Below are 20,946 nucleotides of genomic sequence, written 5' to 3' on the forward strand. Positions count from 1 at the left end.
GGAGGGAAAGAACATGACGAAAACAAGTTTTTTTGGTAAGATGGGAAGTTTCTTTGGTTTAGAGGATGATGAAGAGTTTAGTGAACAATCATTTACTGAACAACCAAGACGAAGCACACCAAAAACAACACCAATACCTAGACAAAAAGTAGTGGTTCCAAAGACAAGTGGGCGGCAAAAAGGTCAGGCACCAATGCCAAATGTCATGCCTCAACAACAATCTAGGCCTCAAACAAGAGTACAGGAACAAACACAAGCAACGGGGAGAAAGTCTACCCGAACAGAAAAAAAAGTGGTGCCCATTCAATCTGAAAGAAGAAGTGCTCGCCCTCAAGGTGCAGCAAAAGACTCATCAAGTACGATTATGGTATTAGAACCAAGAGTATACTCAGAAGCCATGTCAATTGCCAAACACGTAATGAGTGGCAAGTCGGTATTAGTTAATTTTCACTTAATGGAAGAACATCAAGCACGCCGAATTGTTGATTTTTTAACGGGAACTGTTTATGCTGAAGATGGGGACATTAAACGCGTCTCGGATGAGATGTTTTTATGTACACCAAAAACAGTGGAAATTGAAGGCACAGCCAATTCTCTTGCGCAAAGTGAGATGTTTGACCTGAATGAAATGTCGCTTTAAAGGAGGAAGGACTTATTATTTCCATATTATTTACTTTGATTGGCCTGGTTAGTCGGGTCATTTATATCTACACGGTATTACTTGTTATTTACGCCTTATTATCCTGGTTTCCAGGCGGCTATCAGTCGACGTTTGGACGTTTTTTAGCCAAAATCTGTGAACCATATTTGGGCCTATTTGATCATTTAAACCTGTCTTTTGGACCGGTTAACTTTAATATCGCATTTGCAATTATCGTGTTACAATTAGCCTCTCAAGCGATAATAATGTTATTACAAAAGTTAGTGATTTTTCTTTACTAATTAAAAAAAGAGATAAAGGAGAAAGAATCGATGAACGCCAATGTCTATCAACATTTTCGCAACGATGAACGTCCCTTTATTGATTTGGTCGGGGACTGGTTAGAACAAGTATCTTTTCAGTACGCTCCTTACTTAACCGAATTTTTAGATCCGCGTCAGGCTTATATTTTAGAGACGCTCATTCGGCAAGAATCTGATTTAAGCTTTCAGTTTTGGGGTGGCTACGAAGCTGCAGAGCGTAAGCGCTGTTTGATTTATCCAGACTACTATGAACCGACACAAGAGGATTTTGAACTCTCATTATTTGAAGTGAATTATCCAAAGAAATTCACTCAGTTGAGTCATGGAAAAGTGTTAGGAACGCTCATTGGTTCAGGGGTTAAGCGCGAAATGTTTGGGGATATTCTTTCCGATGGTGAGCACTGGCAAGTCTTTTTAGCAGCAGAAGTCGCTTCTTACGTGCAACTACAAGTGACGAAGATGGGCAATGTAACGGTACGCTTAGAACCACGAAACTATACCCAAATATTGACGCCTAAAGATGGTTGGTCCGAGGAAAAAACAACCGTTTCTTCCCTACGTTTAGATACGGTCATCTCAACCGTATTTAATATCTCTCGTCAACGTTCGAAACAATTAATTGAAGCGGGGAAAATTAAAATTAATTGGGTGGAAGTCCAGCGTCCAGACTTTATGTTAGATTTGCTAGACATTGTTTCCATTCGAGGGTTTGGCCGGATACAGCTTCAAGGGATTGAAGGGAAAACAAAAAAAGAGAAGATACGCTTAACTTTAGGTGTCCTACGAAAATAAACTCAGAGGTGAACGAAATGGCATTAACTCCATTAGATATTCAAAATAAAAATTTTCCTGTAAAAATGCGTGGTTATGAAAAAGACGAAGTCGATGATTTCTTAGAATTAATCGTTCGTGACTATGAAGATGCCGTGCAAAAAAATCGGGAACTTGAAAAAGCATTGAAACACGCAGAAGAAAAACTCGAGTACTTTAATGAATTGAAAGATGCTTTAAATCAGTCAATCATTGTAGCACAAGATACTGCGGATAAAGTGAAGACAAGTGCGAGCAAGGAGTCAGAAGTGATTGTGACTTCTGCGCAAAACAAGGCAGATGAGATGGTCGCAAAAGCTGAGAAGCGAGCACATCATCTAACGACTGCCGCCGAAGAAAAAGCCAAAGAAATTTTAACAGAAGCCACAAATAATGCACGTCAATTAGCAGTAGAAACGAATGACTTGAAGAAGAAAACAAGAGTCTTTCATAATAACTTACAGTTGATGTTACAATCACAATTGGAACAAGTGAAAACACCAGAATGGGAAGAAATTTTGGCACCATTTTCAAGCTATGTCCAAGAAAATCATGAAGTGATTCGCGAAGTTTTATCAAAAGAACTTGACAACGAAAACAATTCTGAAGTAAACTCAGAGGAAGTAATCGAAGACTTTTCGATGACGGAGCCAACGGAATAGTCGTTCAATCTTTTGAACGCTCAATATACAAGCAAAAATAGAACAGAAAAATCAATGGATATTTTTTTAGCGAGTCGGTGAGAGTGGAAGACCGATAAACCCTGTCCTTGATTAGATCCTCTATTGGCATTGGTTTTGAAAAAATAGTAGAAACCAACGATTGATCTCGTTAACGATTACCAAGGAAAGCAATGCGAGCATTGTTTTTAAATTTTGGGTGGTACCGCGATACGTTCGTCCCTTTCTTAGGGGAGGGGCGTTTTTTTGTTGCTAAAAACCAAAGGAGAGAAAAAGAAATGAAAATGAAAGAAACGTTACATTTAGGGAAAACTTCTTTTCCAATGCGAGGAAACTTACCCAATCGTGAAATCGATTGGCAAAAAGACTGGGAAGAACAAGACATTTATGGGCAGCGTCAAAAGCTAAATGAAGGAAAACCGAGTTTTGTTTTACATGATGGTCCCCCCTTTGCGAATGGAAATATTCATTTAGGGCATTCATTAAATAAAATTAGTAAAGATATCATTATCCGTTCGAAATCAATGTCGGGTTTTCGTGCACCTTATGTTCCTGGTTGGGATACACATGGTTTGCCAATCGAACAAGTCTTAACTAATAAAGGTGTGAAACGTAAAGAAATGACGATGGCAGAGTACCGTCAAAAATGTCATGATTATGCGCTCACTCAAGTAGAGACGCAACGAAACGATTTCAAACGACTCGGTGTTTCTGGTGATTGGGACAATCCTTATATTACGTTAACACCAGATTACGAAGCAAATGAAATTCGTGTGTTTGGTAAAATGGCAGAAAAAGGCTATATTTATAAAGGATTAAAACCAATTTACTGGTCGCCATCGAGTGAATCTTCTTTAGCCGAAGCGGAAATCGAGTATAAAGATGTGAAATCACCTTCCATCTACGTGGCTTTCCAAGTCAAGGACGGGAAAGGCCTACTCGCTGAAGATACAGCTTTTGTCATTTGGACAACGACTCCATGGACCTTGCCAGCTAATATGGGCATTTCTGTCAATCCTGACTATACTTATTTGCAAATTAAAGCAGACGGTCGTCAATTTGTGGTAGCAAAAGACTTGTTGGCGACAGTTAAAGAAGCCATCGGTTGGGAAGAGATTGAAATCCTACAAGAACTTGCGGGAGATCAGCTCGAACATATGACTGCTCAACATCCATTTTATGATCGTGATTCTTTAGTGATGCTTGGAGATCACGTGACTTTAGAAGCCGGGACTGGTTTGGTTCATACGGCACCTGGACACGGGGAAGATGACTACATTGTGAGTCGTCGTTATGGCTTAGAAGTCGTATCGCCTGTTGACGGACGAGGAATCTTTACGGCAGAAGCGCCGATGTTTGAAGGCATGTTTTATGATAAAGCAAATCCAGTCATTACTGATTTATTAACGGAAAAAAATGCCTTATTAAAATTAGACTTCTTCACGCATAGCTATCCGCATGATTGGCGTACCAAAAAACCAGTGATTTTCCGTGCGACTCCCCAATGGTTTGCCTCCATTGATAAGTTCCGTCAAAACATGTTAGACGAAGTGGAGAAAGTTGATTGGTTATTACCTTGGGGTAAAACTCGGATTTATAATATGATTCGTGACCGTGGCGATTGGGTAATCTCCCGTCAAAGAGCTTGGGGTGTCCCACTACCAATTTTCTACGCTGAAGATGGCCAGCCAGTCATCACACCAGAAACCGTGGAACATGTTGCAACTTTAATTGAAGCGCATGGATCAAATGTTTGGTTTGAAAGAGAAGCAATTGATTTACTACCAGCTGGATTTACCCATCCAGGTTCACCAAATGGCGAGTTTACGAAAGAAACAGATATTATGGATGTCTGGTTTGATTCAGGTTCTTCCCATGAAGCAGTTTTACGTCAACGTCCGGAGTTAACATTCCCAGCAGATATGTATTTAGAAGGATCAGACCAATACCGTGGTTGGTTCAACTCAAGTTTAACAACCAGCGTTGCAGTGAATGGCGTTGCGCCTTACAAAGCAGTACTCTCCCAAGGGTTTGTGCTAGATGGTGAAGGCCGTAAGATGAGTAAGTCTCTTGGAAACACGATTTTACCAGATAAAGTGATCAAACAAATGGGTGCCGATATTTTACGTCTATGGGTAAGTAGTGTGGACTATGAAGCCGATGTGCGTGTCTCAATGGATATCTTAAACCAAGTCTCAGAAATCTATCGTAAAATCCGTAATACGATGCGTTTCTTACTAGCCAATACCGAAGATTTCAATCCGACAACCGACCGTGTGGCGTATGAAGATTTACGTTCGGTAGATAAATATATGACGGTTCGTCTCCATGAAACGATTAAGGAAATCCGTGAAGAAGGGTATGAAAAATATCACTTCTTACAAATTTATCGTACCGTCATGAACTACTTAACAATTGATTTATCTGCTTTTTACTTAGATTTTGCCAAAGATGTAGTGTATATCGAAGCACAAGACGATCATCAACGTCGCTGTATGCAAACGGTCTTCTATGACGTTGCAGTGAACTTAACCAAGTTATTAACACCAATCATCCCGCATACGGCCGAAGAAATCTGGTCACACTTGAAAGAAGAAGAAGCCTATGTGCAATTAGCAGAATTCCCTTCGTATCAAGAATTTGCCAACCAAGAAGAATTAATCGATACTTGGTCTGCTTTCTTAGCATTCCGTGACAATGTCTTAAAAGCGTTAGAAACCGCGCGTAATGAGAAGTTAATCGGGAAATCGCTAGAAGCAAAAGTAACGATTTATCCAAATGAACAAGTGCATACCTTATTAACAGCAGTGAATGCCAATATTCCGCAACTATTAATTGTGTCACCAGATTCATTCGAAATCAAAGCAGCCGGTGTGGAAGCACCCGCGGCAGCCATGAAGTTTGATGATGTAGCCATTCTAGTTGAAAAGGCAGAAGGGGAAACGTGCGAACGTTGCCGCCAAGTCAAAAAAGATGTGGGTAGTGAGGGGCAATTACCAACCCTTTGCGGTCACTGTGCGACCATCGTAACGAAAGAGTACCCAGAAGCGGTTGCTGAAGGTTTTGAAGCTTAATTGAAAGAATGGAAGTGCTCCTTAGATTTTTCTAGGGAGCTTTTTTGTGAAGTTTGTAAAAAAATCGAATCGAATAACAAAAAACAAGCTGAGAACATGCTCAACTTGTTTTTTTGTTTTATGAAAGTAAGTTCCGTTCACGGTACCATTCGTCTGGATTCCAGATCCATTTGAAGCCATCTTTTTCAAGAAGTTCAAAGGCGGCATCTGGCCCCATAGAGCCTGCGGCATAGTTCGGGAAGTCTGGGGTCATTTGATCCCAAGTTTCACGAATGACGTCCACAATATGCCAAGATTGTCTCACTTCATGCCAATGAGTAAAGTTCGTGCCATCGCCATTTAGCGCATCAAGTAATAACTTCTCGTAGGCTTCTGGTGTATTTTCCATGATTTCCGTACTGTTACGATAAGCCAATTGAATCGGCGATAGATCAAAAGAAGGACCGACTTCTTTTCCGTTGAGGGATAAAGAGAAGCCTTCTGTTGGTTGGATGTAAATAGTTAGGATATTTGGTTCGAGTGTTGGTTGCTCACAAATCGTACCCACTTCTGATTTGAATAAGTTTACCGGTACTTGTTTGAAGACCACGTTAATTCGTGTGCCTTTTTCGGTCAAGCGTTTACCCGTGCGTACATAGAACGGTACCCCTGACCAACGGAAGTTATCAATCATGAATTTACCAGCCACAAAAGTTTCTGTTGCTGATTCCTCCGCAACGCCTGGTTCTTCACGATACCCTGCGTAGACGTCTTTATCCAATTTCCCTGGCGCATATTGTCCGCGAACGAAGTTTTCTTTGACTTCTTCAGGTGTATACACACGAACCGCTTCTAGGGCTTTAATTTTCTCTGCGCGAATTTCTTTTTCAGAAAAGGCAACAGGTGGTTCCATTGCAAGAAGGGATAAGACTTGTAAAATATGGTTTTGTACCATATCTTTTAAAGCGCCACTCTTGTCATAGTAACCTCCACGGTCTTCGACACCTAAGTTTTCAGCAATTGAAATTTGGATGTTATCGATGTAGCGGTTATTCCACATGGATTCGAAGATGTTATTGGCAAAGCGAATCGCAGAAATATTTTGAATCATTTCTTTCCCTAAGTAATGGTCAATGCGATAAATTTCTTTTTCTGCAAAAACGCTTGCGATTTCTTTGTTTAATTGACTGGCTGTTTCATAGTCGGTTCCAAAAGGTTTTTCAATAATGACACGATGGTAACCTTCAGAAGAAAGCATTCCTTGAGATTCAAGATGGGAAACGATTGTGCCAAAGAAGTTTGGCGACATCGCCAAGTAAAAGAGGCGATTGCCTGCTAAATCATAGGTGTCGTTAAGTTTTGTTGCTAAGTCTTTTAGACGGTCATAATGCTCGGTATCCGTCACATCATGTGATTGGTAGTAGAAATGTGAAGCAAAGGTATTGGCTTCTTCTTCAGTCGGATTGAGTTCAGCGATGGTTTCTTTTACAACCTCACGATAAGATTCATCCGTCCAAGGTCGACGAGCGGTTCCAATGACTGCAAAGGCATCTGCCAATCGACCCGTTCGATATAAACGAAATAGGGAGGGGTATAGTTTTCTTTGGGCGAGATCCCCGGTAGCGCCAAAGATGGTCAGTAATACTTTCTTTTCATTCATTTCATTCACTCCTCTTATAATAAATCAACAAAAATTGAGTTGGCTGCTTTGTAGCTGACAACAATGGTTTTCTCCTGATTGGCCAGTGTGATTGGGCCTTCATAAGGAGAGACATCAATAATTTCATACTCTTCTTGTAAATGAAGGTCGATCATTACAAGGTAGTCCAATAATTCTCGTTCGTCAACAACCCGAGCAATTCGAATTTTCGAATGAATAGGATAGGAGCGAAGCGCTTCACGTTTTTGTTCGTGTACGAGTTGATTTTCCTCAGGAATCATGCCGCCGTGCGGACACCTCTTGGGAGAATCGAGATAGCGTTCGAGTCGGTTGGCCAGTGTACTAGAAGTGATATGTTCAAGTACTTCTGCTTCGTCGTGAACATCATTCCATGAATAACCAAGGTGTTCAACGAGGAAAACTTCCCAGAGTCGATGCTTTCGAATGAGAGAACTTGCTAAGGAGAGTCCCTTGGGCGTCAATTGCACGCCTTGGTAGGGGACATGGTCAATGAAGCCTTCTTTCACGAGCTTACTAATCATCTCGCTAACAGAAGCGGCAGAGATATTTAAACCAATGACGATTTCTTTGTTACTAATTTGTTTGTCATCGCCACCTAGTTCTAGGATTAATTTTAAATAGTCTTCACGATTTGGCGTCATCATTCTCATCCCTTCTACATATGAAGTAAATTCTATCAAAAAAAGTGTCTCTTTACTACATAAAAGACAGAGAAGATGGAAAAATCTACTTTTTTTCAGGAAATAAGAGAAAAAGAGGGTGTGACCATGAAACGCGCCACACCATTTTCACTTAAATGATAAAAGTGTTCTCTTTTTAAAATGCCCAGTCGCCTTTGCGGAAAACAGGAACTTTTGTACCATCGGCACGAATACCATCAATGTCCATCTCCGCAGAACCAATCATAAAGTCTACGTGGGTATGACTACGGTTTAAACCAGCAGCAGCTAATTCTTCTTCGGTCATTTCTGTACCACCTTCAAGGTTAAAGGCGTAGGCCGAACCAAAGGCTAAGTGATTGGAAGCATTTTCGTCAAATAAGGTATTAAAGAAAGTAATCCCTGATTGTGAAATAGGCGATGGGTCTGGAACAAGTGCGACTTCACCTAAACGTTTGGCACCCTCATCTGTTTCTAGAAGCGTTGCTAAAACATCTTGACCTTCTTCTGCTGAAAATTCCACGACTTTTCCATCTTTGAAAGTAAATTTCATGCCAGAAATAATACTCCCTGCGTAACTTAATGGTTTCGTACTTGAAACATAACCGTCGACACGATTCGCATCAGGAGCGGCAAAGACTTCTTCTGTCGGCATGTTGGCATTGAAAACTTCTCCCCGAGCGTTTAAGCTGCCAACGCCTTCCCAAATGTGGTTTTTCGGTAAACCAACCATTAAGTCGGTGCCGGGTGCGGTATAGTGAAGCGCAACAAACTGCTCCTTGTTTAATTCTTGTGCTTTTCCTTGTAAGGTGTCTGTATGTTGTTTCCAAGCAGCTACAGGGTCTTCGGTGTAGATGCGAGTCGTCTGAAAGATTTGTTCCCATAAAGCGTCTAGAGCTGCCTCAGGTGCAAGATTTGGGAACACTTTGTTGGCCCATTCTTGACCAGCGGCTGCGACAACAGTCCAAGAAACTTTATTGGCTTGAGTTGCTTTACGTAGGTTTGCCATTGCTTTGCCACTTGCTGTTTGAAAAGCAGCAATTCTTTGTGGATCCACACCAGCTAAAGCCCCTGGATCCGAAGAAACCACGCTAATGCGGCTTGCTCCTTTTTCAATCCAGTCATCGGATTCGTCGATACGGTATTGAGGGACGGTTTCGAGTCGCTCTTGATCGGCAAAATTTAAAAACTCTTTTTGAATGACGGAATCATTCCATTTAACAATGACCTCAGCTGCACCTAATTCGTAGGCTTTTTTGGTAATCAGACGAGCCAATTCGACTTGATCGACACTGATTTGTAAGACAACGGTGTGTGATTTTTGCACGTTCACTCCTGTTGCGACAATTAATTGAGCGTATTTTTCTAAATCTTCATGAAAATTTGCTAAAACCATTTTATTTTCCTCCTTGTAAAAATGATTACAGTTCTAATTATAACATTCTTTACGGCTGAAAAAAGTCATTCAGCCAATTTATTTTTGAATGAAACCCACTTGTTTTACGACAAAATTAAAAAATATCTGCTATTTAATGCGAGAAATTATTCTTTTTTTCAGAAAAATGCTAAAATGAAGGTAAGAAATGAACTTGACAACTCGTAAGAGAAGAGGAGTGAGAAAAATGGCACGTAAAAAAACAATTACAAGAGATCAAATCTTAAACGCCGCACATCAAGTGATTTCAGAAAAAGGTTTTTCTCATTTTACCGCACGAAATATTGCGACTCAAATGAACTGTTCCACTCAGCCAATTTACTTAGAATTTAAAAACATGGATGATTTAAAAGAAGCACTTTTTGATCGCATGGCCGAAAAGACTTCTGAGAACTTTATCAACGACACTACAGCAGGTGATGCTTTTGAAGAATTTGGGACCCAGTTTGTCCTCTTTGCTCAAGAGAGCCACCAATTGTATCAATCGCTGTATTTAGAAGACGATCAGGGGGCGCGGAAAATGCAAACCGCTTTTCAATCCGTTTTTGAAACACTTTTAGCAGAAAAAACAGAGGAAATGAAAACCCCAAAAGAAGACTTTTTCTTAGCTTATTTTATTTATGTTTCTGGTCTGGCTTCGATGGTTAGTGAAAAGATTTTATCTTTTTCAGAAGAAGCTTTACGAATCATGTTACGTGTGTTTTTGAAGTCCATTAAAGAAGGAAAAAATGACGGAGCGACCTTGTTTACTTTAGGGAACTTCAATTAGCAATTTTGAGAAAACAATCGGTTGATACAAAAGCTAAGAGGCTGTGACGTCTGTCACAGCCTCTTATTGCTTATCCTAAGCTTTCAACAAGTGCTTTAGCGAAAGCCTCTAAGTTTTGAATATCTTCTTCTTCTGCGGCCAAGTCTACTTTGACACAGTCGGCTCCTTTGACAGCACCGGTTTTTAAGAAGGTCTCTTCAAAATCATCAATGGATTTGCAGAAGAAATCGTAAAACGTATCGCCTGAACCACAAACACCAAAGGTTTTCCCTGTTAAATCTAATTCTCCTAAATCATCATAAAAATCCATGATTTCATCTGGTAGTTGTCCCTCGTCATACGTATAGGTTGCAACAATACAAAGATCGGCCTCTTCAAAATCACTTGCGTCTACTTGTGTACATTCATTGATTTCCACTTCTACGCCTAAATCTTCCAAAGCTTCAGCGACAATATCTGCGATTTCTTCGGTATTTCCTGTCATGCTTGCATAAACAATTTTTGCTAAGGTCATGGTTCTCCTCCTTGGATAATCCTTAAATAGTCTCTTGGCTATTATAGCAAAAGAAAGAAACATTGGGAACCATGACTATGAAGAGAAGTCGATTTGGAAAAAGCAATGAAACTATGGTAAAATAGACAAGATTTAAAGGAGAGGATAAAACAGAATGATTACATTGAAATCAAAACGTGAAATTGAAAAAATGGCGGAGTCAGGTGCCCTTTTAGCAGAAGTTCACAAAGCATTGCGTGACTTTATTAAACCAGGTATTACCAGTTGGGACATTGAAGAGTTTGTCCGCCATTACATTGAAAGTCATGGAGGCATACCTGCACAAATTGGTTATGAAGGCTATAAATATGCAACTTGTTGTAGTATTAATGATGAAATTTGTCATGGCTTCCCTCGTCGAAAAGTGTTGAAACAAGGAGATTTAATTAAAGTCGATATGTGCATTGACCTAAATGGTGCCATGTCTGATTCCTGTTGGGCTTACGCCGTTGGGGAACCAACGCCAGAAGTCGCACGTCTGATGGCTGTCACAAAAAAAGCCTTGTATTTAGGAATTGAACAAGCCCAAGTCGGGAACCGAATTGGCGATATTGGCCATGCGATCCAATCTTATGCGGAAGCGCAAGGTTATGGCGTTGTTCGCGATTTTATTGGACATGGCATTGGACCAACCATCCATGAAAGTCCAGCTATCCCGCATTACGGGGAAGCAGGGAAGGGTTTACGTCTAAAAGAAGGCATGGTGATCACCATTGAGCCAATGATTAATACGGGCACTTGGAAAATGAAAATGGATCCAAATGGTTGGACAGCCTATACTTTAGATGGAGGCATCAGTTGTCAATATGAACACAGCATTGCGATTACCAAAGAAGGTCCCATCTTGCTAACCTCTCAAGGGGAAGAAGGCACGTACTAGACGACAAAAGAGGGGGGGAGGAGAGAAGCCATGCTTACTTTTTTAAAACGTGAAAAAGTCCAACGATTTTTTGAAACGGTGAAAACGCGCGTGACGGATTCGGAAATGACACAAGGCTCCATTATTATCGCCTATTACTTGCTGCTTTCTTTATTTCCTTTGTTAATTGCGGTGGGGAATTTGCTCCCTTTTCTAAAAATAGATCCCAATAGTGTCTTACCATATGTTCAAGAAGTCATCCCGCAGCCGATTTACGAGTTTTTAGGACCAGGAATTCAAGAGATGTTAACGCAAGGTTCTGGCGGCCTCCTCTCTTTTTCTGCTGTGTTAACACTTTGGTCGGCCAGCGCGAGTATGAATGCTTTGCAAATTGCTTTAAACCGAGCCTATGGTGTGGCCAGTCGTGGGAACTTTATTATTGTTCGAATGGTCTCGTTAATCGCGATGTTGGTGCTTTTATTTTCGATTGTCGGAGTGACGCTGGTTGTCGGTTCAGGAAAACTCATTTTGGAAAAATTACAGCCAATTTTCTTGTTTTCTGATCAGATTATTTCAACCTTTCAAACGTTAAAATGGCCCTTGACCTTTCTTATTTTATTCACATTAATGACGGTAATTTATAGTATCATTCCAAATGTCCGTCTACATGCACGTTCGATTTTTCCAGGAGCTTTTTTTGCGACAATTGGTTGGATGTTTTTGTCTCAAGCGTTTGGAATTTATGCGAAATATTTCACTTCAAGAATTAGCGGTTATCAAATTATCGGAAGTTTTATTGTAATGATGCTCTGGTTAAATTTTGCAGCCATTATTATCATTCTTGGAGGCATTATAAATGCTGTCACAGAAGAAATGATTGGTGGAACCGTTGAGGAGCGGGAGGGTCCGATGAATTTTCTGACACAGCGAATCAAAGATAACTGGAAGAATTAAGAAGAAAGAGAGAAAAAAGATGGGCTTTACTTTTCAATTTATTATTCGCTTGTTTCTGACAATGTTACTATCTGCCATTTTAACCCCGCTAATCAAACTTTTGGCGTTCAAAATGGGTGCGGTGGATGCACCTGGCGAACGTAGAATTAATAAAAAAACCATGCCTACTGCCGGTGGACTTGCAATCTTCCTCTCCTTTACGACACTTGTCTTATGGGAGTTTTCAGCTGTGCTTGGTTTTTCCAACATTAGCTGGATTTTATTAGGAGCTTTGCTTGTCATTGCAACGGGTTTATTGGACGATTTGTATGAATTAAATCCAAGACAAAAGATGTTGGGCATTAGTCTTGCCTCCTTGGTGATTTACTTTTTAGCAGACATTGGGTTTCACACGTTATCGATTCCATTTGTCGGTGTTTATGAACTGGGGTGGCTCAGCTTGCCAATGACGGTTCTTTGGATTTTAGCCATTACGAATGCCGTGAATTTAATTGATGGCCTAGATGGGCTTGCAGCCGGTGTCTCGATTATCGCCTTGATGACGATGGGATTAATTAGTTATTTCTTTTTGCCAGGAAATGGTGTCATGTTGGCGATTTTAATATTTTCGTTGATTGCGGCGATTGTGGGTTTTTATCCTTATAACTTTTATCCGGCAACGATTTATTTAGGAGATACGGGGGCTTTGTTTTTAGGTTTTATGATTGCGGTTTTTTCTTTGCAAGGCTTAAAAAATGCCACGTTTATTTCCGTGATGACCCCGATGTTTATTTTAGGCGTACCAATTACAGATACGGTTTATGCGATGATTCGCCGTTTCTTTAATAAACAACCCATTTCTTCGCCGGACAAAATGCATTTACATCATCGCTTACTTTCTTTGGGGTTTACGCATCGAGGTGCGGTGTTAACGATTTATGCGATGGCTTTGGTTTTTTCCTTTATCGCCTTGTTAATGAATTATGCCAGTATGTGGGCGACAATTTTACTGATCGTGACGACCATCATTGGCATGGAATTATTCATCGAACTGATTGGCTTGGTAGGAGAAAACCGGCAACCCTTAATGGGTCTTTTAAAATTTATTGGCAACCGTAGTTATCGTCAGGAAGTGCTAAATAAAAGAAAAAAATAGAAACATCGCTCGCGATTGTTTTTATTTTTTTGAAAAAAACCGTTTTATTTGAAAAAAATGGGAAAATCAAACAGTATTTAAGTGGAGAGGAAGTTAGAATAATGAAAAAAAGTTTATTTCGAATGAGTCTTGTTGCGGCATTCCTACTGAGTGCTTGTGGGAATGGTCAGACAACAGAAACAACACAAACCAGTGGGGAAGTATCCGGATCGGCAACCACTTTAAAAATTGGTGTCATGCCTTCCATGGACAATATCCCTTTCATTGTCGCTCATGAACAAGGCTTTGATAAAAAACATGGTGTCGCTTTGCAAATCGAAGCTTTTAAATCAGGAAAAGATCGCGATGCTGCTTTTCAATCAGGCGCGGTGGATGGAATCAACGCGGATCTTATAGGGATTGCCTTGTACCTGCAAGGCGGGATGGACGTCAAAATTACCAGTGCAACCCAGGGCCAATTTGATTTAATTGCGACTGAAGATGTGAAAGAAACGAGCGATTTAAAAGGAAAAAAAGTGGTGATACTTAAAAATCAAGGGCCAGAATTTGCAGCAGAAGCTTTTTTAGAAAAGGCAGGCATCTCCGCAAGTGAGGTAGAAATGGTTGATGTACCCCAAGTTCCTAGCCGTGTTGAATTGCTAAGTAACGAGCAAGCAGGAGCTGCGATTTTACCAGAACCATTTGTTACGATGACGACAACTCAAGGGATGACGAATCTTGGTTCGACGTTGGATTTAGGGATTAACCTCTTTGCCTTGACTTTTACCCAAGACGTCATTGACGAAAAAGGACAAGCAATTAAAGGAATGTATGAGGCTTATAATGAAGCCGTTGCTTGGATGGCAGCAAATGATCAATCGGAATACTTGCAATTGTTTATTGATGAAATTGGGTTTCCTGAAACACTCAAAGACAAAATTGTCATCCCAGAATACCAACCAGCCTTTCAAACGAGCGAAGCAGATTTAGCGAAGGCCTTTAAGTGGGCACAAGAAAAAGGGTTACTCGAACAAGAAATCGAACCGAAAGCTGTATTAAGCGATGTCTACTTCAAATAAAGGCTATCAAATTCGCCAGGTGTCTTTTCAAGTGGAAGCACAGCCCATTTTAGCAGACATTGACTTGACGCTAGACAAAGAAAAAATTTATAGTTTAATTGGTCCTTCGGGTGCTGGGAAAACGACGCTGTTACAATTAATGGCCGGTTTAAAACCGTTACAAACCGGTCATTTGTCATTTGAAGAAGAGCCAATAACCAATCAAGTAGTCGCTTTAGTGCCGCAAGATTATGGGTTACTCCCTTGGCAAACTGTTTGGCAAGCAGTGGCGGCCGGACAAAAACTGAGTCAAAAAAGAAAACAAAGCGCTCAGGATAAGGAAGACATTCGTCATCTCCTCGAACAAATGAACCTGTTGGCCCATCAAGCAAAGTACCCCAATCAATTAAGTGGTGGGCAAAAGCAACGCGTGGCGATTGCTCGAGGATTTGCGATTCAGAGTGCGCTATTACTCATGGACGAGCCTTTTTCGGCCCTGGACGCGTTTACTCGTGAAAAAGCGCAAGCCTTATTCTTGACGCGGTGGCAAGTGGAAAAACCATTAACCGTTTTTGTAACACATGACATTGAAGAAGCGATTTTGTTATCCGATGAGATCATTGTCATGTCTGCCAATCCAGGGAAAATCAAGAAAATCTTGCCCTCTCCTTTTAAAGACAAAACAAAACTGGCTGAGAACCGTCAATCCGTCGCTCTTTTTGACATGTCACTCAAGTTGCGAAAGGAGATTGAAGAATGAACAATCCACATGTAAAGCGTTTGTTGGGTGGACTGGCTGCCATCTTATTATTTATCGGTCTTTGGTGGCTGGCAGCTTGGCAAGTCAACAAAGTTCTGTTACCCTCTCCTTTTGAGGTTTTTGCACGTCTCCCGATTTTATTTGAAAAAGAAATAGGGCGCCACCTTCAAGTGAGTGGCTACCGTATTTTACTGGGCATGGTTTATGCAAGTGGTGGTGGCTTTCTACTTGGCTGGTTGATGGGAAGTTTCCCCAAATGGCGTTATTTTTTTGATCCGATGATTTATTTGACTTATCCGATTCCAAAAATGGCCCTTCTCCCAATTGTGATGTTACTCGGTGGTTTGGGTGATACTTCAAAAGTCATGATGATTGTTTTAATCGTCTTGCCACAAGTTGCCATTTCCGTCAGAGATGCGATTCGGCAAATTCCGGAAAATCAATACGCCGTTTATCGTGCGCTAAAAGCATCTCGTTGGCAACAATTTCGTCAAATTACTTTCCCAGCAACGTTACCGGGTATTTTAAGTGGTGCGCGCATTTCATTAGGTACTGCAATCTCAATCTTATTTTTCACTGAAAATTATGGCACCCAGTATGGCATGGGTTATTTCATTATGGATGCTTGGACACGGATGGACTATGCAGCGATGTATGGTGGCATCTTGCTTTTAAGTAGTTTTGGATTATGTTTGTTTTTATTGCTCGATTTCTTTTCGTGGTGGATTTGCCGCTGGGAAAGAAAGGCCTAATTGATATAAAAAAAGAACGATGCGCAACGGAAGTACTCTCTCAAAGTTTGATTTTTGGTCTGAATGTGAGGGAGGAACGACCGTCAGTCTCGTTCTTTTTTGTTATCAATGCGTCGGGGACCTATCAAAAGAATAATTTCGTAAGCATGACGCAAAAATCTCATTGACGGTAGCTGCTTTGTTTGTCTATACTAATCATGTAAGGCTTTACAAAGAGGAGAGTGTAAAAAAGATGGCAAAAGTATTCGTTGAAGAACGTGAAAAAATTGGCACCATTTATACAATGAAAAACAAAGAGGGCGTACAGTTATCAGTCGTCGCTCACGGTGCGCGCTTATATGAATGGTTGGTTCCAGTCGAAGGGGAGAACCGCAATTTAGTTGTTGGCTATGAATCCTTAGCCGATCATCAGCGCACGCGCTATTTTGGTGCAACGATTGGGCCTGTTGCGGGTCGAATTCAAGATGCCTTTTTTGAGATTGATGGCAAAACATTTCATACAGAAGCAAATGAAAAAGGGAATACGCTTCATAGCGGTACAAAAAGTTTTGATACAAAAGAATGGTCGGCGACCCCTTTTCAAACAGAAGTAGAAGCAGGTGTCGAATTTAGTTTGGAAAGCTTTGATGGGCAATCTGGCTTTCCGGGACAAGTGAAGGTAAAGGTGACTTATGCCTTAAACGATGACAACCAGTTTCGCATCACTTATGAAGGAACCACGGATGCGCCAACCATCTTAAACTTGACGAACCACGGGTATTTTAATTTAACTGGGAAAGCAAGTGAAGCAATCGATTCTCATTCTTTGACCGTTGCAGCGGATTTTGTCGCTCAAACAGCAGCGGATACGACGACGACCGGTGAGAAAGTCAAAGTGACGGGGACCGCCTTTGATTTCACTTCAGAAAAGGAAATCGGTGAAACGGCTTTAGACACGCCCTTTATTTTAGATTCGTCGCAAGAACAAGCGATGAGAATCGTTAGTCCTGATAAAAAAGTGGCCGTCACGGTAACAACAACAGAACCCGCACTTGTTCTTTACATTACTGGGGAAGGGGAAGCCGGTCAAGTGATGAAGACTGGTACGCTTGCCAATCGTGGGAGCATTGCAATTGAAACACAGAAAATTCCCGGGACCGAACGCTATCCACAATTTGGTAGTATGTTGGTCACTCCCGAAAAACCGTATCACGCAGAAACCCTTTACCAAGTAACTTTTTAACCATTAATCAATGCATGCGATCAAAACGTACAAAAGTCCTTAGCAGTTAGCCGGTCTCTTGTGCGTTTTTTCAATCCACCTTTTTGACAAAAAATGATTACGAGTGTAAATTGAGAGTAGTGTAAGAAATAGGCAAGGAGTCGATCAAAATGTCAAAAAAAGAAGCCATCAAAATTAGCGAGGCGGAATGGGAAGTGATGCGTGTTATTTGGACACTCGAAGAAACCGACGCCGCAACGATTAATGAATTATTAAGTGAAAAAATGGGGTGGAAATTCGCAACAATCAAAACACTTTTGGGACGTCTGGTCAAAAAAGAGGTACTGAAAACCCAACAAGTCGGCAAGAAATATCTATACTCGGCGAACGTGAGTGAAGCAGAAACGTTTCATGGCGCAAGAGAAGCGTTGTTTTCACATATTTGTGCGACAAAAATCGGGGAGCACCTCGTAGAGATGATTCAAGACGTCGCTTTGACCGAGTCCGATATTCGTCGCTTACGCCAAACACTCGAGCAAAAGGAAGCAACTGCTCGGATTGTCTGTGACTGTATACCAGGCCAATGTCAGTGCGAAAAGCACTTGAAAGAATAGGAGAAAAACACAGAAGCTGACGGGAATTATGCTATAATGGAAGGGCGAAAGAAGGAGTGAAACGAATGACGTTAAAAAAATTAGAAGTGCCGACAACTTCGATTACCGAAGTAAAAAAGTCTCCGATGGATGTCTTTCAACAAGCCCGTGACGCAAAGACCGGTGTCTATGTCTTTAACCGGGAAAAAATTGCCGGAGTCATGCTAACGCAAGAACAGTATGAAACGTTGTTACAAGAGTTAGAAGAAAAACGTGCACAAAGTTTGACGATAGAAACCCCCATCGAGTCAGCAGACACACCCGATTTAGCAATGGAAGAACCCATTGTTGCGGGACTGGATTCGCTCGTTCATGAGATGCGACAAAAAATCGTCACTGGCAGTTTGATTCCTGCCAAAAACTTGGATGAACGCATGGTTACTTTAGGTTTTATTACTAAAAAAAGTGGCTTTGGTGGCGTAGTCGGCATGATCGATGAGCTCAAAGAAACCGGGAAAATGGTGTACCAATTGCGTGGCAAACATGACGGCAAGCAAATTGTCGCAGAAGTCATTGGCGAACCGGATCATCAGAGTCAGTTATTTGATAAATTAATTGTAAAGCGAATCCATTTAAAAGAGGAATCCTAAGAAAAAGTTGACCGCAACCTTGGGGAGTGGTTCTTTTTCTTTTTTACGGCAAAAAACTCGCATCATACAATTTCTTTATGGTAAGATAACAGCAATGAACTTTTTAGGAGGCCTCTATGAATAAACTACAAGACCGTTTTAATCCGCAAGTCAATCAGATTGCCATTTCGTTAATTCGTCAATTTGACGAGCGTGTATCCACCATTCCAAATGTTTTAAGGTTAACACTCGGGGAACCTGATTTTGATACGCCTGAAGCTGTTAAAGACGCCGGCATCCAAGCAATCGAACAAAATTTCAGTCACTATACGGGGATGGCAGGCTTGCCCGAAGTGCGTGAAGCTGCTTGTGCCTTTATGAAAAAGAAATACCATCTCGACTACGATTGGCAAACAGAGGCCTTAGTAACGGTAGGTGGAACCGAAGCCATTTCTGCCACGCTTTTAAGTATTTTGGAGCCAGGCGATAAAGTCTTGTTGCCAACACCTGTCTATCCAGGTTACGAACCCGTCATCACTTTGGCAAATGCGCAAAGTGTTCCGATGGATACGAGTGCAACAAATTTTGTCTTAACGCCTGAATTGCTCGAAACAACGCTTCAAGCACATGGCAAGGACGTGAAAGCAGTCATTCTAAATTACCCAAGTAATCCGATTGGTGTGACTTATAGTCGTGAAGAAATTAAAGGTTTGGCCGCAGTTTTAGCCAAGTATTCTGTCTTTGTCCTCTGTGATGAAATCTATAGCGAGTTGGTCTACGATGAGCCCCATACGTCACTCGCAGAGTTTTTGCCAGAACAAACGATTGTCATCAATGGCTTATCCAAATCGCATGCGATGACGGGGTGGCGGATTGGTTTTATTTTTGGCCCGCAAGCGCTCGTTCAAGAGATTGTAAAAGTCCATCAATATTTAGTGACTGCTGCAAGTACGATTTCACAAAAGGCAGCCTATGTTGCATTAACAACGAGTATGAACTCAGGGGAAGAGATGAAAAAAGAATACCTTGTTCGTCGTGATTTTGTGTATCAAACCATGCGCGGACTCGGTTTTGAAATCGCAAAACCAAGTGGTGCCTTTTATCTCTTTGCGAAAATACCCGCTGGCTACGAACAAAAATCGATGGACTTTTGTGTTGATTTAGCAGAAAAAGTTCAATTAGCCTTAATTCCAGGAGTGGCTTTTGGTCAAGCTGGCGAGGGCTTTGTTCGGATTAGCTATGCAGCAAGTCTAGAAACATTAGAAGAAGCAATGCGTCGTTTAACGAAATATATGCAAGAAACGAAAGAATGAAAGTTAAAAGGTCCAAAAGTCGTTTGATCTCGAACGAACTTTTGGGCCTTTTTCTTTTCTTTACCCAAAATTTACAAACTCCGAGTGAATCTTAACATAGAATGAAACCGTCCTTTACAGAAGCTTGGTAAAGTAGAGAAGTAATACAGAAGGAGGAAAACAAGTAAATGAAAAAAATGAGTTTATTTTTACTAACAATTGCGGCACTTGCTGCAGGCTGTGCAAGTGGGCAAGGAAATGAAAGTCAAGGTTCAACAACAAATGAAAAAAATCAACCGGTGAAAATTATTGCTGTCGGTTCTACTGCGTTGCAGCCGCTCGTTGATAGTGCGGGTGTGAAGTTTCAAGAAGCGCATTCAAATTATGAGATTTCCGTTCAAGGTGGTGGCAGTGGGACTGGTTTAAGTCAAGTGGCTGCTGGGAGCGTCACGCTGGGCAACTCAGATGTTTTTGCAGAAGAAAAAGAAGGAATTCCAGCCGATGAACTTGTGGATCATCTGGTTGCAGTCGTTGGGATGGCGCCAGTAGTCAATCCAGAAGTTGGCGTTACCGACATTACACAAGAACAATTGATCGATATCTTTACCGGGAAAGTCACGAACTGGAAAGAAGTTGGCGGCGCAGACACAGAAATTGTCGTGATGAACCGTGCATCAGGCAGTGGGACGCGAGCGACTTTTGAAGAGTGGGGCTTAAATGGAGCGGTTGGTATTCAATCGCAAGAACAAGATTCTTCAGGAACCGTGAAAAAAATTGTTGCGGAAACACCAGGAGCAATCAGCTATTTAGCTTTATCATACTTGGATGATTCAATTCAAGCCTTAGCTTTAGATGGTGTTCAACCTTCGAATGAAACGATTCAAACAAACGATTGGAAAATCTGGTCTTACCAACACGTCTATACCAAAGGAGAGCCGACTGCTGAAGTCAAAGTCTTTTTAGATTATTTAGTTTCAGATGAAGTGCAACAAGGCGTCGTTCAGGATTTGGGCTATATCGCGATTACAGAGATGCAAGTCGAACGAAGTGCTACAGGCGAAGTAACAAATAAATAAACAAGAAAAGAAAACCTTTACGAAAGGAAGGGGCATGAAATGCCACGATTCGTAA

Annotated in this window: 21 protein-coding genes; 17 read left to right on the forward strand and 4 right to left on the reverse strand. The window is 41.2% G+C overall.

Annotated elements, in window-relative coordinates:
* Positions 1-13 precede the first annotated feature (13 nt).
* The 5 genes from ACYSNO_RS07715 (at position 14) to ileS (ending at position 5,527) form a co-directional block, all read left to right on the forward strand.
* Positions 14-640 carry a cell division protein SepF gene (locus ACYSNO_RS07715; protein WP_461730496.1) on the forward strand — a complete coding sequence of 209 codons (627 nt, stop codon included), beginning with the start codon at positions 14-16 and terminating at the stop codon, positions 638-640.
* 44 nt (positions 641-684) lie between these two features.
* Positions 685-942: a YggT family protein gene (locus ACYSNO_RS07720; protein WP_461730564.1), complete on the forward strand. Its 258-nt coding sequence runs from the start codon at positions 685-687 to the stop codon at positions 940-942.
* A gap of 30 nt (positions 943-972) precedes the next feature.
* Positions 973-1,755 (forward strand): YlmH family RNA-binding protein, encoded by a 783-nt coding sequence (locus ACYSNO_RS07725; RefSeq protein ID WP_461730497.1) that lies wholly within the window; start codon positions 973-975, stop codon positions 1,753-1,755.
* Between the two features lie 17 nt (positions 1,756-1,772).
* Complete coding sequence (locus ACYSNO_RS07730; RefSeq protein WP_461730498.1) at positions 1,773-2,435, forward strand: DivIVA domain-containing protein; 663 nt, start codon at positions 1,773-1,775, stop codon at positions 2,433-2,435.
* Between the two features lie 296 nt (positions 2,436-2,731).
* Complete coding sequence (gene ileS / locus ACYSNO_RS07735) at positions 2,732-5,527, forward strand: isoleucine--tRNA ligase (RefSeq protein ID WP_461730499.1); 2,796 nt, start codon at positions 2,732-2,734, stop codon at positions 5,525-5,527.
* A 118-nt stretch (positions 5,528-5,645) separates the two neighbouring features.
* On the opposite strand, the gene zwf is transcribed toward ileS, so the two are convergent.
* From zwf to ACYSNO_RS07750, 3 genes are all read right to left on the reverse strand, one after another.
* Positions 5,646-7,166, reverse strand: coding sequence for a glucose-6-phosphate dehydrogenase (gene zwf, locus ACYSNO_RS07740; protein WP_461730500.1), 1,521 nt, complete (start codon positions 7,164-7,166; stop codon positions 5,646-5,648).
* A 14-nt stretch (positions 7,167-7,180) separates the two neighbouring features.
* Positions 7,181-7,828, reverse strand: coding sequence for a metal-dependent transcriptional regulator (locus tag ACYSNO_RS07745; RefSeq protein WP_461730565.1), 648 nt, complete (start codon positions 7,826-7,828; stop codon positions 7,181-7,183).
* A gap of 175 nt (positions 7,829-8,003) precedes the next feature.
* Complete coding sequence (locus ACYSNO_RS07750) at positions 8,004-9,242, reverse strand: aminopeptidase (RefSeq protein ID WP_461730501.1); 1,239 nt, start codon at positions 9,240-9,242, stop codon at positions 8,004-8,006.
* A gap of 226 nt (positions 9,243-9,468) precedes the next feature.
* Between ACYSNO_RS07750 and ACYSNO_RS07755 the strand changes: the two genes are divergently transcribed.
* A complete protein-coding gene (locus ACYSNO_RS07755; RefSeq protein ID WP_461730502.1) occupies positions 9,469-10,050 on the forward strand; it encodes a TetR/AcrR family transcriptional regulator in 582 nt (193 codons plus the stop codon).
* A 70-nt stretch (positions 10,051-10,120) separates the two neighbouring features.
* Here ACYSNO_RS07755 and ACYSNO_RS07760 read toward each other — a convergent pair whose 3' ends face one another.
* Complete coding sequence (locus ACYSNO_RS07760) at positions 10,121-10,564, reverse strand: flavodoxin (RefSeq protein WP_461730503.1); 444 nt, start codon at positions 10,562-10,564, stop codon at positions 10,121-10,123.
* 154 nt (positions 10,565-10,718) lie between these two features.
* On the opposite strand from ACYSNO_RS07760, the gene map reads away from it, so the two are divergent.
* The 11 genes from map (at position 10,719) to ACYSNO_RS07815 (ending at position 20,891) form a co-directional block, all read left to right on the forward strand.
* On the forward strand, positions 10,719-11,483 hold the full coding sequence (gene map, locus ACYSNO_RS07765) for a type I methionyl aminopeptidase (RefSeq protein WP_461730504.1): 765 nt from the start codon (positions 10,719-10,721) through the stop codon (positions 11,481-11,483).
* Positions 11,484-11,513: 30 nt separating this feature from the next.
* Positions 11,514-12,416: a YihY/virulence factor BrkB family protein gene (locus ACYSNO_RS07770; RefSeq protein WP_461730505.1), complete on the forward strand. Its 903-nt coding sequence runs from the start codon at positions 11,514-11,516 to the stop codon at positions 12,414-12,416.
* Positions 12,417-12,435: 19 nt separating this feature from the next.
* Complete coding sequence (locus ACYSNO_RS07775) at positions 12,436-13,551, forward strand: glycosyltransferase family 4 protein (protein ID WP_461730506.1); 1,116 nt, start codon at positions 12,436-12,438, stop codon at positions 13,549-13,551.
* Between the two features lie 101 nt (positions 13,552-13,652).
* On the forward strand, positions 13,653-14,609 hold the full coding sequence (locus tag ACYSNO_RS07780) for an ABC transporter substrate-binding protein (protein WP_461730507.1): 957 nt from the start codon (positions 13,653-13,655) through the stop codon (positions 14,607-14,609).
* Positions 14,593-15,348, forward strand: coding sequence for an ABC transporter ATP-binding protein (locus ACYSNO_RS07785; RefSeq protein ID WP_461730508.1), 756 nt, complete (start codon positions 14,593-14,595; stop codon positions 15,346-15,348). Before ACYSNO_RS07780 ends, ACYSNO_RS07785 begins: the two co-directional genes overlap by 17 nt.
* Positions 15,345-16,100, forward strand: a complete 756-nt coding sequence (locus ACYSNO_RS07790) for an ABC transporter permease (RefSeq protein ID WP_461730509.1) — start codon at positions 15,345-15,347, stop codon at positions 16,098-16,100. Before ACYSNO_RS07785 ends, ACYSNO_RS07790 begins: the two co-directional genes overlap by 4 nt.
* Before the next feature lie 232 nt (positions 16,101-16,332).
* Positions 16,333-17,322, forward strand: a complete 990-nt coding sequence (locus ACYSNO_RS07795) for an aldose epimerase family protein (protein WP_461730510.1) — start codon at positions 16,333-16,335, stop codon at positions 17,320-17,322.
* A gap of 149 nt (positions 17,323-17,471) precedes the next feature.
* A complete protein-coding gene (locus tag ACYSNO_RS07800; protein ID WP_461730511.1) occupies positions 17,472-17,915 on the forward strand; it encodes a CopY/TcrY family copper transport repressor in 444 nt (147 codons plus the stop codon).
* A 65-nt stretch (positions 17,916-17,980) separates the two neighbouring features.
* Positions 17,981-18,544, forward strand: a complete 564-nt coding sequence (locus ACYSNO_RS07805) for a type II toxin-antitoxin system Phd/YefM family antitoxin (protein ID WP_461730512.1) — start codon at positions 17,981-17,983, stop codon at positions 18,542-18,544.
* 116 nt (positions 18,545-18,660) lie between these two features.
* Positions 18,661-19,836: a pyridoxal phosphate-dependent aminotransferase gene (locus tag ACYSNO_RS07810; protein ID WP_461730513.1), complete on the forward strand. Its 1,176-nt coding sequence runs from the start codon at positions 18,661-18,663 to the stop codon at positions 19,834-19,836.
* Positions 19,837-20,003: 167 nt separating this feature from the next.
* Positions 20,004-20,891, forward strand: a complete 888-nt coding sequence (locus tag ACYSNO_RS07815) for a phosphate ABC transporter substrate-binding protein PstS family protein (RefSeq protein WP_461730514.1) — start codon at positions 20,004-20,006, stop codon at positions 20,889-20,891.
* Positions 20,892-20,946 lie beyond the last annotated feature (55 nt).

This window comes from Enterococcus sp. LJL98 (assembly GCF_054871745.1).